This is a genomic window from Methanosarcina baltica (genome assembly GCF_055394095.1).
Window position 1 is genome coordinate 3,450,357 of sequence record NZ_AP042463.1, and the last position, 12,973, is coordinate 3,463,329.

Genomic DNA, 12,973 nt, shown 5'->3' on the forward strand with positions numbered 1-12,973 from the left:
CGTCCTCGTAGTCTATACGCATTCATCTCCCACCTGCCAGTTCCGGCAAAGCCGGAACTGGCGAGGAAGGAGTTTTCTGCTGTTTGAGATAAAAACTACGTGAATAATTATTCTGCTACTTCTTCTGTAATGTTTTCTTCTGTAATGTTTTCTTCTGTAATGTTTTCTTCTGTAATGTTTTCTTCTGTAATGTTTTCTTCTGTAATGTTTTCTTCTGTAATGTTTTCTTCAGTAATGTTTTCTTCAGTAATGTTTTCTTCAGTAATGTTTTCTTCAGTAATGTTTTCTTCAGTAATGTTTTCTTCAGCAGGTGCAGCACAACCAGCTGCAAAAACAACAGTTACAAGCACTAAAAGTAGTGCCATAATCTTTAACATTTTTGTCATAATCAAAACCTCTGAAAATATATTATTAATATATATAACACTCATATAAATACATGAGGTAGTTTATGTATGAGTAATTAATCCTTTTAAAGTGTTTCTATTTAGATGTCAATAACCCCTCCCTGCCTCCTCACGGAGTCATGTTAAACCGTAGGTTTAACAGGAGTTTCTAATCTTCGATTAGAAACATCGAGGAAGGAGTCTTCTGCGACACGAGATAAATATTAGGCAGTGTATCATAAAACACCTCAAAACTTGCATATATTTCAGCAATTCCCGTTTTGAATAAAAACACACTCGGAAGGCGGTTAAATTGTATAATAGTTTGTAATTATTTTATTACAGAGTCGATTTTTACAGAATACAAATCATGAGGCACATTTTGAATATTGACAGCGAAAGAATGAAAGGAATTATGGCACTAAATTGTTTAAAAAGTCACTAAACGGATGAAAGGAATTAACAGGAACTATCTCCTTATTTTATCATCCCACATCCAGAAAGTTTGAAATTATAAGACCAGTGATTGTTGTTTTTTCTGTAAGTGAAAGCGTCTGAAAGGTCTGGAATCGGTAACTAACTTCACACAGTCATTGAACTCAACTCCGCAAATCGGCATCATATGAAATTATTCAATTTATTAACGATGAATAAATAAGTCAATGTTTGGATAATCTTGTACTTTTCCGACGCTTCCCAAATAGAAAAATCAGTATAAAATAAAATTGTTACGAAATATATAAATATTATGCCATCGCTTGCATACGTTTATAGTCAAAACGGGAATTGCTGATATATGATCAGCTATTCCTTCAGCTATTGCTGGTGTTCTCTGTTCTCTGTTCCCATTTCTTATTTCCACAGTTAATCTTTAATTTAAGTGAGCTGTGTATTTTGATGAAGTTATACCATGATTGGAATAAATCCAAGGTACTTGTATGCATCTCTGGACTCTTGTTAAAATTCATGTCTTCGGAACTATACTTAATCGGAACTACTGAGTTCAGGGATTGCTCTACATTGAGGACGGCCTGTAGTTCAACGAGTTTCCCGTTAAAGAACCACGGATGGACACTCTAAAAACATCTCTAGAAATTAGGGACAGACGCGGAGAAAGTACAGACTTTGGAAATTTAGGGTTAGCATACAGTGATCTCGGAGAATACAAAAAAGCGATTGAACATTTGGAAAAATCCTTGACAATTGGAAGAGAAATCGAAGATCCAATGCTAATTCAGTTTTGTGAACAACTATTGAACCTATTTGAAGCTTCAAAAACAGATTTGAAACCTGAACCTTAAAAATAAAAAACGAATGCATATGCACTTTCAAATCAAAAATGCTGATGGAGTTTGTATTTCATTCATATTCACGAAAAGGCCGCTCGCTGAGGCGGGCGGTGAGAGCTCGTGTTCCTCTAAAACCAAAACATCTTTAATAGTCCGCTTGAGCTCGCGCAGCGAGCGAAACGGACCCCGTGCTGTTGCGATTTCATCGCAACTCCCAGGAAATCTTCGATTTCCTGTGATCCCGAAGCGGAACCCGGGAAGCGGAACCCGGGAAGCGGAACTCGGGAAGCGGAACTCGGGAAGCGGAACTCGGGAAGCGGAACTCGGGAAGCGGAACTCGGGAAGCGGAACTCGGGAAGCGGAACTCGGGAAGCGGAACTCGGGAAGCGGAACTCGGGAAGCGGAACTCAGGTAACCCACACTATTATGTGAACTACCACTCGGCTAAAGACCGACCGGCTTCTTGCTTCATACCCTGGAGCAACCTCCACGAGTCCACAGACCCTTCCCGCCGTTCCGGCGGTGTTAACTAATTTAAAGTGTACTTTTGCTTGGTTATTTTCCAGTTACACTGGAAATCCCACAAATATTCAATTTGTGCGATCGCAAAAGTGAGTAAGATTAAGATCGCAAAAGTGAGTAAGATTAAGATCGCAAAAGTGAGTAAGATTAAAATACATTATTAGTATCTATTCAGCTACCTCTGTTTCTAACTTATATTTCGTATAAACTCAACAATTACTTTTTTCATATAGATTAATATAAAAATCATCGGATTTTGGAATGAGGTTTATGAAATGTGAAGAGATTCTTACTCAATGCCGTTCAGACCCTGAATCCATTGTTTCATATATTGAGGATCTTGAGTCTCGGTATGAAGATCTTGGATCTCGGTATGAAGATCTTGGATCTCGACACGAAGAGCTTGAATCTCGGTATGAAGATCTTGGATCTCGACACGAAGAGCTTGAATCTCGATATGAAAATCTTGAATCCGAAAACACCGAACTTCGAGAAAGACTTAATGAGTTAGAATCTCGCCTAAAAAAGAATAACCAAAACCAAAAAAGAAATCGACTTCCCTCTACTAACAATTCTACTGATAAAATACCTCAATCAAAAGGTTCACAAAAAGGAAGTTTTAGACGTCCTGGCGGCCAAAAAGGGCATCCTGGTTCTACATTAAGGATGATTAAAAATCCTGATAAAACAATCATTTATAAGCTACATAAATGTGAACATTGTGGTTGTAACATTGAGAAGATTGAAGTTATAAATTACGAGAAGAGACAAGAATTTGAAATAATTGTAAGGCGTAAAGTGACCGAACATCGTGCTGAGATCAAAAAATGTCCTTATTGTAACCGCAAAAACAAAGCTGCTTTTCCGAAATCAATTACAAAACCTGTCCAATATGGCAATATGGTTTTAACAATTGCAATTTACCTCCGAAACTACCAATTGATTCCCTATGACCGAATCAAGAAATTATTTAAAGATGCCTTTGGATTTGATATAAGCGTTGGTACAATAATTAGGGCAGAAAATAAGTTATTTCACAAGTTGAAAGGTGCTACAAACCACATCAAGAAGCAACTGATAAAAGAAAATGTCATCCATGGTGATGAAACTGGAATCGACGTTGGTGGTCAAGGGGAATACTGCCATTTAATCTCTACAAAAAAATATACATACTATTTCCATAATAGGAGTCGAGGATCAAAAGCAATGAATAAAATGGGAGTGTTGCCTAAATATAGAGGAATTATAGTCCACGATTTCTGGAAACCCTATTTTAAATACAAATGTGAACATGCGGCATGTAATGTCCACATTCAAAGAGAACTTAAAGACATTTATAACATATTCAAGCAAGTGTGGGCTGAGGAGATGTCTGATCTCCTATATGAAATTAAAAAATGCGCAGACTTTGCCAGAAAACAGGGCATACAAATAGATGAAGATACGCTCAAGACCTTTAAAGAAAAGTATCAGTCAATACTAATGAAAGGATTTGAGGACAATCCTCCACCTGAAATCTCGAAAGACAATGGGGTTAAAAGAGGAAGAAAAGCGCAGAGCGATGCAAAAAATCTCCTTGATAGACTTTCAAAGTATGAAAAAGAAATCTTGAGGTTTGCTACGGATCTAAGAGTTCCTTTCAGTAACAACCAAGCAGAAAGAGATCTCAGAATGATAACAGTTCAGCAAAAAATATCGGGAGATTTTAGGAAACCCCATGGAGCAGATGTTTTCTTTAGAATTAGGGGATACATATCTACACTAATAAAGAATAATATACCTACTATAAGTTCACTTCATGCGGCGATTGAAAATGTGCCACCCTTACCCTGAATAGATACCATTATTAATAGATTAACGTTATGGTATTAAACCTTATTAGGACTTACACAGTTGAACAAAAAACCAGTAGCATGAAGCACCAAACTGTCTAAAGCACAATATTCATGACAGGCTCTCATGTGCTTGGTTTTACATTTCAAGTGCGTAACTCATACTTATATTGGAAAGTGGACGCTCATATCCTCTGGGCTAAAGACTCAGGGGTTTTACGCTTCTCCATATAAAAGAAAAACCGAACTAAAATTACTATATTTACAGGATTAATATTTCTTAACAATAATCAAAGGTGCAGCTTATGCCTCATATAATGGAGTTACTCGGAAAAGCAAGGGTCGTTGTCAAAGACGGCAAGGTCGTGGAAGTTGGAGAGCCTGAAGTTGACTGGTGTCCTCTCTTTGCTAAATACAGGGGAATTCAGAAGATCACCCCCGAAGAAGTGAAGAAAAACATGGAGTTCCGGATCAAAGACTTCGGGATGTTTACAGATAAGCGCCAGCTCGAACTCGAAACCTTTGTGGGTTTTGGGGCCTCCGAGGTCATGATGTCGGGCCTGAGGCGTGGGCTTCTTGATACCACCGTTACAGCCTGTGAAGGAGCCGGAACCGTGATTTCGAACAGCCCGACCCTTGTTCAGGGAATGGGGGGGCGTATGTCCGGACTTGTCGAGACCGAGCCAATTGACGGGATTATCAACGGGATTTCTGAACGTGGCGGGATCGTGCTTGACCCCTCGACCGCAAAACTTGACTCCGTGGCCGGGGTCAAAAAGGCGGCCGAGCTCGGATACAAAAAAATTGCAGTAACCGTCGCTTTTGCCGAAACCGCAAAAGAGGTCCGGAAACTTGAAGCCGAACTGGGGCTCGATCTTATTGTGATCGCGGTGCATGTAACCGGCCTTGGGAGAGAAGAAGCCCGGGTTCTCGTTGAAAACTCGGATATCGCAACCAGCTGCGCCTCAAAAGCCATCCGGGACCTTGTAAAACCCCTGGCTCAGGTGGGAACTGCCGTGCCACTTTTTGCATTGACTCAGAAGGGGAAAGAACTCGTGCTTGAAAGGGCCAAGGAAGTCGAAAGCCCCATACTTGTGAATACCATGGCCCTGCCGGTGTTGCCTGAGCACAAGCAGCCCAGAGATCTTATCTAAAACCCGAACGCTGAAAAGTCGGAAAAACCGTAAATGGTGTCACATGCCGTTCTTTTTCCGTTCTTTTTCCGTTCTTTTTCCGTTCTTTTTCCGTTCTTTTTCCGTTCTTTTTCCGTTCTTTTTCCGTTCTTTTTCCGTTCTTTTTCCGTTCTTTTTCCGTTCTTTTCCGTGGTTTAAATTTGACTGACAATATTTTCAGTTAGATATACTCACTCAGTTTTAAAATTCTGAATTTTTGCATCAAAATGCAAGGCAATACCCCAATATAATTCTGAAAATCAAACTTGTATGAATATACCTGCGTCGTTTGAAGTTATCCATTCAAAACCAATGGCAAGAGAGCTTTCAACCACGGAAATACACGGAAACCGGCCTTTGGCCGGTGAGTAAGTTGGATCTTTATGCAATAGGATTCTAAAACGACCCTGGATTCTTTAAAAATGACTAAAAAATACCGGAAAAACCTTAAGTGCCGTCTTCTTGCATTTCTCCTATTTGCCTAAAATCTGGAAACTTCTTTCCCCCACCCACTCGTACAGAGTTAAAACTCAAGCCTGATCTCAAAGAGTTCTTCGAAGAGGTCGTACTTTTTGCGGGCCCGGTAAAGGTACTGGCGAATTGGAGTTTCGGCTCTGGCCCGGGCGAAGAGGGCTTCTATTTCTCCCCTGGAAAAAACAGCTTTCAATTTAGTTAGGGAGATGGACTTGAGTTCCTCCAGGTCGTTTACAGAGGAGTTGCTCAGGAGGATTGGAACAGGAATCAGGCTGAGAGGGGCTTCGTCCAGCCAGATCCAGCTGGAGTCGTAGATATTGACATAAAAGGCCCCACAGGAAACGCACTTTGTTGTAACAAAGATCTGTTCTTCTGAAGAATGATAGCTAAGGCTCAGTAGAGGCGAATCACATATACTGCATGTTCCAATCTCATTTTTTTCCAGACTATACGCAGGGAATTCATATTCCCTTTTAAAAAGAACATTCTGTTGGAGGTCGTATCTGTAGTCCATGCTTTTCAATGTTATAATATATTCAGTCGTATGTTAATATACTTATTTACAGTCCCATGTTTTTTATGAAAAGGATTGCCATTCCTGAAAGGAAAGACCCGGGAAGTTTGCAGCCGAAAAACCTGTGGGCTACAGGTGTGCGGGTTCAGTATCCCTGAAAACGTTTTTGGATCATCAAAAAACCTTACTGATTGTAAATCTTTTATAAAATGAAGGGAATACTTATTTAAAATAATCCAAAATTTGCTTGCTTTCTGGTTCTGAAATAGGAGGAAAAATGAAAAACAAATCTTTTTTGAAAACGATACTCTCGATAACGATTCTTCTTGTCTTTTTATCTGGCTGTGTGTCTTCTCCTGAAGAAAACGATAATGCCAACCAGAGTGCGGGGCTTTCTGACACGTCAGAAAACCCTGAAAACGCCTATATGAGTCCTGATGAAAAAGAAACTGAAATAAGTGAGCCAGATCCAGTTAAGGAAGCAAAAACAGGCATTCCGGACTCAGGAAACGAAACAGAAGCAGCCGGACTGGGGCCGATAACAAGGGTCTTGTCTGGGGATAATGAAAACCGCGAGAACCTTTCCATGCAGAAAATAAGGGTCGGGGCCTTCAATATCCAGGTCTTCGGAGTGAGCAAGGCTTCCAAACCCGAGGTCATGGATACACTTGCAAAAATCATTCGCACATACGACGTCGTTGCGGTCCAGGAAATAAGAGATAAGTCCCAGACCGCGCTTCCGGAATTGGTGGAACTTGTGAACACTGATGGGTCTCAGTATTCTTACATAGTCAGTGAGCGCCTGGGCAGGACCTCGAGCAAAGAACAGTACGCCTACGTCTATGACAACAACAGCGTCAGGCCCGTTGGAGAGGGTCTGACCTATCCGGAACCCGAAGAAACAGACCCTTTCCACAGAAACCCTTACATTGCTTCCTTTGAAACCCTCGGCGGAGACTTTGATTTCACCTTGATTACCGTTCATACCGACCCGGACGACGCAAACGTGGAAATCAACGCTCTGGCCGACGTGGCCGCATACGCTCGGGAAATCTTTCCGGAAGAAGATGATTTTATAGTTCTGGGTGATTTTAATGCTGACGGTTCATACTTTGATGAGGACGAAAGCTCTTCCCTGAGCACGGGAGCCTATTGCTGGCTGATAAACAACAGTATGGACACCACGACCAAAGCAAGTGACTGCACCTACGACAGGATAGTTATCAGTGACTCCACGATGTCCGAATTTACAGGAAATTCCGGGGTATTCAGGTACGACCTGGAATACAACCTGAGCTACGATGAAACTGTGGCCGTATCGGACCATTACCCGGTCTACGGGGAGTTCTGGTGCAAGGAAGGCTGAAATCGAAAAAAATACAGAAAAGAGTAATATAAAGACCAGGAGATTGTAGCCAACTCCCATTCGCTGCAATCTTTGGGTCCCTAACGCAGTTGCGGTTCTGGAGGATGCAATTTAAGCCGGTTGCCTTCTTTCCCAACAAGAGGCAATCCGCTTTTTCTAAAACCACTTTCGTATCAGGGTTTCCTAAGACCGGGGCATTTCCCATAATACCCGGGCCTTCTGGGCTTCTCCCTATCTGAAGGGGTCTTATTATATCCTGAGGAATTCCAACGGGTTTCCCAACTTCACGCATTCATTCCTAAATTTTCCCGCTTTTTTGCGGAGTAATCCATCTTATTACAAGTAATTATATACGTAAAATAATATATAGCCCAATCTATCCGGTTTTTTCGCAAACAGAAGGGAGGGGCTACAGGCAAGGGGAAATGCCGGTGCCATCGGATTTTTTGAAATCTTTGAAAATTCCAATGGGCCTCAAAAATACAACCTGTATGAATGTAGAAGGAGGTCAACTACCCCAACCTAAAACCTTCGCCTAACGGCTCAGGTTTTTGAGGAAGGGGCTTGTTTCGGCAAGTCCCTGGTTGACCATCCTGCCGGGGACTTCCAACAGACAAAAGGTGCTAGATCAGAAAAGAAGATTCCAACCGGTAAAATATATGGAATTAGAAAATTTGACCGTGTAAAAACAGTTAAAGGGGAAGGATTTGTGAAGGGAAAAAGAGCCACCGGCTTCTTTGCCATTCAAGATATATTTGGCAATGTAATTTCAAACAGTGTCAATGTAAATAAAAACTGTATTCGCCTCTGTGCGAGAACTACAACTTTAATCCAGGCGGTGAATGTTTGAACGCATTCCTCTCCCACCTGCCAGTTCCGCCAAAGCCGGAACTGCCGAGGATGGGGACCCCCTGTTGAGGTAAGATGAAACAGGAAGTCCTTCACTTTAGTGGCGAGTAGTTCATCAGGACATAAGCGGAAAAACTCAGGCCCAGCCTGAGGAAAGAAAAGGAAATTGAGACCATTGAAAAGGCCAGTAAATATACGTTGAGGGCCAGAATTCCGTTGAAAAACCCGGAGATGTCTATTTTTAAGGCCAGAGCGGCCACGTTTGCCAGGAGAATCAGAACAAAAATCGCAACAAGGCCCAGTGCAGACCCATTTAAGTCCGCTCTACTCAGGGCCATGTGAGAAGAAACAGAAATTGCGAGTACAAAATAGAGCCAGAAACTGAGCCTGGCAAGGTTTTCTACAGAGAATATACTTTTTAAAAGTTCCCCGGTTAATATGAACATTTTTTCCAGTAGAGCAAAGTCCAGTTGAGCGGGGTCAAGAGTCAGATAGTTTCCAAAATTCTCAAAAGACGCAGGCAGCAGGAAGTACATCCCCAGGATAAGAACCGCCGTTCCACTGAAAATAGGGCCCATACCAATGAAAAAATTCCCCACGTTCTGATAAAGGCTTTTGAGGTCCCAGCTATGTTTAACATAACCCAGAATCCCATTCCTGCTTTTAAGGTCAAGTAGCCGGAACTCATTTATTTTGTGTTTGAAGAGAAGGCACATAAGCAGATGGCCTGCTTCATGCACGGGTGTCCCTATACAGGCTGTGGCCAGGATTCCTTTCAGGCCGAAGGTCTTCAGGATGTAAAAATTGGCCCGGCTCTCCAGGAAGCCAAGTGTAAGTCCTATCAGGACAAGGAGACCTGTCACACAGAAAGTCTCGAATAGAATTAACTTCAAACCCATTAATAAACTATTTTCCAATTTCCAACCCCGGACTTGTCGATCCTGTTTTCTTTGAAGGCCTCCACTCAATGACTTTAAGATTTTCTTCAATAAGAACTTTTCCCGCAAAAACCTGTTTTGACTCGACTCTTACTTCTCCTCCGTGCATTTCCACAAAACGTTTGACAAGAGCAAGCCCCACTGCTTTACAGGCTGTCCTACAATTACTATCAGTAATAACTGAATTCCTTCTTTTTCGATTTAAAGGCTTTATCTGCCTTCTTTTTTACCTGTTTTTGCCTTGAAATTGAATTGTCGGACAGCTTCTTTAGCGTGGGGTAGTTGACTTCATCGATTGCGTCTGAGAGGGAAAAAACCTCAAGGTCAAGTTCCGTCATTCCAGCTTCACAAAAACACAATGTTTCAGCTTTCCTTCAAGCTTCAACCTTTTGAAGTTGAAAATAACTCCCTTTTTTGACCCCTCATCTGTTATTATGTCTGCTTTAAGGTCTTCAGAAAGGCCCTCTACAAGCAGGTTAAACAGGCTAAGTGCGATTCCGTTTTTATCCAGAACAGCCAGCTCATCGACATGTTTTCCGGTCAGGCTTTCCCGGGCCTGGCCGGTAGTGGCAAAAAAGAGCTCGTTTGCGGCTTCAATCCGGCCTTCGCTGTTAATTACGCACAGGCCTTCAAGACTGCTGTCAAGAAGCAAAGCAACAAACTCATGTGTTTTCCGATTGTCCATCAATTACACCTGTTTTTGAGAAGTGATGTGGATATTGACTCTCTTAGAAATAGTTTAACATCATCGATTATATAATTCGTAGGTGCATATATTTTGATACCTACTTGTAAAAAAGTAATTGAAGAAGATGGAAAACGGAAAATAGATAAAAAACCCACGACTTTAGTCGTGGATTTTTCGTGGAAGCTTTTCCGGATAGTCACTCATACCTCAAAGCGTCCACGGGGTTCAGCTCCGAGGCGTTCTTTGCCGGGATATAGCCCGCGATCAGTCCCACGATTATAGAAACCAGGGTAGCTACCAGGGTCCCTTTTATGCTGAGGGCGAACTCAAAGGGGACCTTCATTTTCATTGAGACCAGGAAGAGGATGACCTGTACGGCCGCCGTGCCCAGCAGGATGCCTATGGTTCCCCCCACAAGCCCGATCAGAGCGGCGTTGCAGAGGAAAATCAGGCGGATATCCCTGTTCTTGGCCCCGATTGCCTTCATAATTCCAATCTCTTTAGTTTTTTCAAGGACAGAGGTAAACATGGTGTTTGCAATCCCGGTGGAGCCCACAAGAAGGGAAATTCCCGCGATAAAGGCCAGGAATGCGGTAAGGCCGTTGATCAGCTTCTGGGTGCTTTCAATTGCATCTTTTGGAGAGTTTACATAGAAGTCCTGATCTTTTTCATTGACCCTCCGGGAAAGCCTCATTTTCTCTTCGATTGTCTTGAGGGTGGCTTCGTAGTCAACGTCTTTGTAGAGCTTTATTTCAATGGAATCATAGACATCATAATCTCTTGTAGGGACGTTTTCATCCTTTTCCTTAAGGGAGTACACCTCTTCGTAAGGCATGTAAACACTGCTTCCGAACATGCCTGAAAGGCCGCCCAGGAGGCCTTCATCCTTTGCCAGGATTCCTATTACCCGGTAGGACATGCCGTTTAAGAGAATCATCTGGTTGACCCGGATTTCCCTTTCCATGCCCTTGTCATGAGCAAGTTCATCGGATATGACCACAGCGGCCCGGTCACCGGGTCTGAGCATCCGGCCCTCCCCTATTTTTTTATTCGCAAGTTCAGGCCAGACCCCGGCATCTACGCCTTTTATGCCGATCCAGGTCTTTTTACCTCCGAATTCAAGGTCCGCGCCGTTCTCGACATTAACGTTAATGTACTGGATTCCCGGGATGCGCCGGAGGGTAAAAATGTCCTTTTTAGTGAGTTCCGCCCGTTCGGATTCCCGGTACACCATTTCAGTTCCTCCCCCACTGTCGAATCCATCCCCGCTATCGGATTCAGATTCTTCAGCAACCATGAAATCTTCATCTTCCATCACATTAAAGGGAGTGGAGGCCACTATCGTGATCGTATCACCTCCAAGGCCCTCCAGGGTTTCAGTTACCTGGTTCTGGAAATATTCCCCGGTCGTAACGATAGCCATTACCGAGGCAATGCCTATGATTACCCCTATGATGGTCAGCCAGCTCCGCAGTTTATTGGCTTTGACCATGTTAAAGGCAATCCTGAGTATTTTTGCAGGTTTCATTGCACCAGACCCAATGCTTTTATTTCAACTGTCCCCCGGGTTCACTCTTTCATTTTTCTCTTCTTATAGAACTTTTTGTAGGCCACGGCTCCCGCAATTCCCACGATTATAAGAAGCGTGAATTTGTAGGAGAAAGAGGCTCCGGAAGATTTTTCCCTACCAGGGATTTCAGCAGGAGCGGTATATTCCATGGCATAAAGGGATATTGCCTTTTCATCGACCTGTCTTTGCCCGTCGCTTGAGGTATAACTGATTTCAAACTTGAGAGGAAACTCTTTCCCGTAGGCTTCCGGCTTGATGTTGAAATCCGCAACCGTGTAATCTCCTTTCTGGAGGTTTCCGAGCACTGCGGAATTGCTGCCGTCCAGGACTGTCCAGTTCTCCTGTAAAGGTATGGAAACCTTCACTGAGTTTGCCTTATTGTTTCCTATATTCGAGATCGAAAAGCTGTAGGCTCCGGTCGGGCTGCGCTCCATATAGGAGACATCAAAATCGGTTGTGCCTCCGATGTAAATTCCTGCTTTGCTTTTGATTTCTTTTCGCTTCTGGTTTTCAAGCGTTCCGGCTTCCGTGATCGTCTGGAGTTCCTCAATATCGTCATAGGTCAGGACCATGTCCAGTTTGTACAGGCCGGGAAGCGTGTTCACGTTTGTCAGGACCTCAAAGGTGACGTTTGTGGAGTCTCCGATATCGATATAGCTGATGTGCTTGACGTTACTCGAACCTACAGGGAGGATCATATCCTTTTCACATTCCCAGGAAAACATTGCGTTTTTCAGGGGTGAGTTACCGACGTTTTTGATCCCGAAAGTAAGTTCCGTCTTTTTTCCGGGGACCAGTTTTTCCAGGCTGATGGATTCGATTTCCGCATTTGACTCGCTGTCTATTTCGATATATACGTCCCTGGAAATAGTAAAAGATTTTTTATCTCTAATCCCGGATAGGTATATGGTCAGGGGGTACTTTCCTTCGTTTATGTCGTTTTTAACGCGCAACTTGAATTTTACAACCTTGTTGCGGTCATCCGTATAGCGTCTACCAAGAGTGCCGATTTTCTTGATAAGTTCCTCTCCTTCAATAGCCTCAAAAGGATATTCGGACTCAAGCTTTACAACACAGTTTTCTACTTCATCGGTATCAGCGTTCTGTACGGATAGCCGGATTTCAAGTATTTCCCCCGGTTTTACAGGGTCCGGGTCCTGGTTAAGCAGATCGATAGTTATGCCATTATCTAGGCTGGGCATGGAAGTGGCAAGGGCTCCGGAACTGCACAAAGATACTCCAAGCATCAGTATAAGGAAAAGACCGGTAACTTTTCCGATAATTATTCCAGATATTTGTTTTTTGGCCCTTTTTCTGTCAGTAAATTGAAAATGATTCATTTTTTATTCTCTCCTCAATTTTTTAGTTGTCCC

The 12,973-nt window shown here is 42.7% G+C and carries 12 protein-coding genes; 4 read left to right on the plus strand and 8 right to left on the minus strand.

Annotation, left to right across the window (positions count from 1 at the left end):
- Nucleotides 1-107 precede the first annotated feature (107 nt).
- On the minus strand, nt 108-386 hold the full coding sequence (locus ACZ5QV_RS15000; protein WP_464600562.1) for a hypothetical protein: 279 nt from the start codon (nt 384-386) through the stop codon (nt 108-110).
- A gap of 1,067 nt (nt 387-1,453) precedes the next feature.
- Here ACZ5QV_RS15000 and ACZ5QV_RS15005 point away from each other — a divergent pair.
- From ACZ5QV_RS15005 to ACZ5QV_RS15015, 3 genes are all read left to right on the plus strand, one after another.
- On the plus strand, nt 1,454-1,687 hold the full coding sequence (locus tag ACZ5QV_RS15005; RefSeq protein ID WP_464600563.1) for a tetratricopeptide repeat protein: 234 nt from the start codon (nt 1,454-1,456) through the stop codon (nt 1,685-1,687).
- 780 nt (nt 1,688-2,467) lie between these two features.
- A complete protein-coding gene (tnpC, locus tag ACZ5QV_RS15010) occupies nt 2,468-4,030 on the plus strand; it encodes an IS66 family transposase (RefSeq protein WP_464599444.1) in 1,563 nt (520 codons plus the stop codon).
- A 304-nt stretch (nt 4,031-4,334) separates the two neighbouring features.
- The gene (locus ACZ5QV_RS15015) at nt 4,335-5,183 is read left to right on the plus strand and encodes a methanogenesis marker 8 protein (protein WP_464600564.1); all 849 of its coding nucleotides are present in this window, start codon (nt 4,335-4,337) and stop codon (nt 5,181-5,183) included.
- 541 nt (nt 5,184-5,724) lie between these two features.
- On the opposite strand, the gene ACZ5QV_RS15020 is transcribed toward ACZ5QV_RS15015, so the two are convergent.
- Nucleotides 5,725-6,189, minus strand: coding sequence for a hypothetical protein (locus ACZ5QV_RS15020; protein WP_464600565.1), 465 nt, complete (start codon nt 6,187-6,189; stop codon nt 5,725-5,727).
- A 277-nt stretch (nt 6,190-6,466) separates the two neighbouring features.
- On the opposite strand from ACZ5QV_RS15020, the gene ACZ5QV_RS15025 reads away from it, so the two are divergent.
- Entirely contained in the window at nt 6,467-7,555 is a 1,089-nt protein-coding gene (locus ACZ5QV_RS15025) for an exonuclease/endonuclease/phosphatase family protein (protein WP_464600566.1), read from the plus strand.
- Between the two features lie 941 nt (nt 7,556-8,496).
- Here ACZ5QV_RS15025 and ACZ5QV_RS15030 read toward each other — a convergent pair.
- From ACZ5QV_RS15030 to ACZ5QV_RS15055, 6 genes are all read right to left on the minus strand, one after another.
- Nucleotides 8,497-9,267 carry a hypothetical protein gene (locus tag ACZ5QV_RS15030; RefSeq protein ID WP_464600567.1) on the minus strand — a complete coding sequence of 257 codons (771 nt, stop codon included), beginning with the start codon at nt 9,265-9,267 and terminating at the stop codon, nt 8,497-8,499.
- A gap of 43 nt (nt 9,268-9,310) precedes the next feature.
- On the minus strand, nt 9,311-9,484 hold the full coding sequence (locus ACZ5QV_RS15035) for a hypothetical protein (protein ID WP_464600568.1): 174 nt from the start codon (nt 9,482-9,484) through the stop codon (nt 9,311-9,313).
- Between the two features lie 28 nt (nt 9,485-9,512).
- Nucleotides 9,513-9,680, minus strand: coding sequence for a hypothetical protein (locus ACZ5QV_RS15040; RefSeq protein WP_464600569.1), 168 nt, complete (start codon nt 9,678-9,680; stop codon nt 9,513-9,515).
- Nucleotides 9,677-10,027 (minus strand): PAS domain S-box protein, encoded by a 351-nt coding sequence (locus ACZ5QV_RS15045; RefSeq protein ID WP_464600570.1) that lies wholly within the window; start codon nt 10,025-10,027, stop codon nt 9,677-9,679. The genes ACZ5QV_RS15040 and ACZ5QV_RS15045 overlap by 4 nt, the downstream gene beginning before the upstream one ends.
- A gap of 199 nt (nt 10,028-10,226) precedes the next feature.
- On the minus strand, nt 10,227-11,558 hold the full coding sequence (locus ACZ5QV_RS15050; protein WP_464600571.1) for an ABC transporter permease: 1,332 nt from the start codon (nt 11,556-11,558) through the stop codon (nt 10,227-10,229).
- Nucleotides 11,559-11,599: 41 nt separating this feature from the next.
- Nucleotides 11,600-12,940, minus strand: coding sequence for a COG1361 S-layer family protein (locus ACZ5QV_RS15055; protein ID WP_464600572.1), 1,341 nt, complete (start codon nt 12,938-12,940; stop codon nt 11,600-11,602).
- Nucleotides 12,941-12,973 lie beyond the last annotated feature (33 nt).

What these genes read in the sequence shown, in the direction of transcription:
- ACZ5QV_RS15000 (WP_464600562.1), bottom strand. Translation starts at nt 386, where the DNA reads ATGACAAAAATGTTAAAGATTATGGCACTACTTTTAGTGCTTGTAACT.
- ACZ5QV_RS15005 (WP_464600563.1), top strand. Translation starts at nt 1,454, where the DNA reads ATGGACACTCTAAAAACATCTCTAGAAATTAGGGACAGACGCGGAGAA.
- tnpC (WP_464599444.1), top strand. Translation starts at nt 2,468, where the DNA reads ATGAAATGTGAAGAGATTCTTACTCAATGCCGTTCAGACCCTGAATCC.
- ACZ5QV_RS15015 (WP_464600564.1), top strand. Translation starts at nt 4,335, where the DNA reads ATGCCTCATATAATGGAGTTACTCGGAAAAGCAAGGGTCGTTGTCAAA.
- ACZ5QV_RS15020 (WP_464600565.1), bottom strand. Translation starts at nt 6,189, where the DNA reads ATGGACTACAGATACGACCTCCAACAGAATGTTCTTTTTAAAAGGGAA.
- ACZ5QV_RS15025 (WP_464600566.1), top strand. Translation starts at nt 6,467, where the DNA reads ATGAAAAACAAATCTTTTTTGAAAACGATACTCTCGATAACGATTCTT.
- ACZ5QV_RS15040 (WP_464600569.1), bottom strand. Translation starts at nt 9,680, where the DNA reads ATGACGGAACTTGACCTTGAGGTTTTTTCCCTCTCAGACGCAATCGAT.
- ACZ5QV_RS15045 (WP_464600570.1), bottom strand. Translation starts at nt 10,027, where the DNA reads ATGGACAATCGGAAAACACATGAGTTTGTTGCTTTGCTTCTTGACAGC.
- ACZ5QV_RS15050 (WP_464600571.1), bottom strand. Translation starts at nt 11,558, where the DNA reads ATGAAACCTGCAAAAATACTCAGGATTGCCTTTAACATGGTCAAAGCC.
- ACZ5QV_RS15055 (WP_464600572.1), bottom strand. Translation starts at nt 12,940, where the DNA reads ATGAATCATTTTCAATTTACTGACAGAAAAAGGGCCAAAAAACAAATA.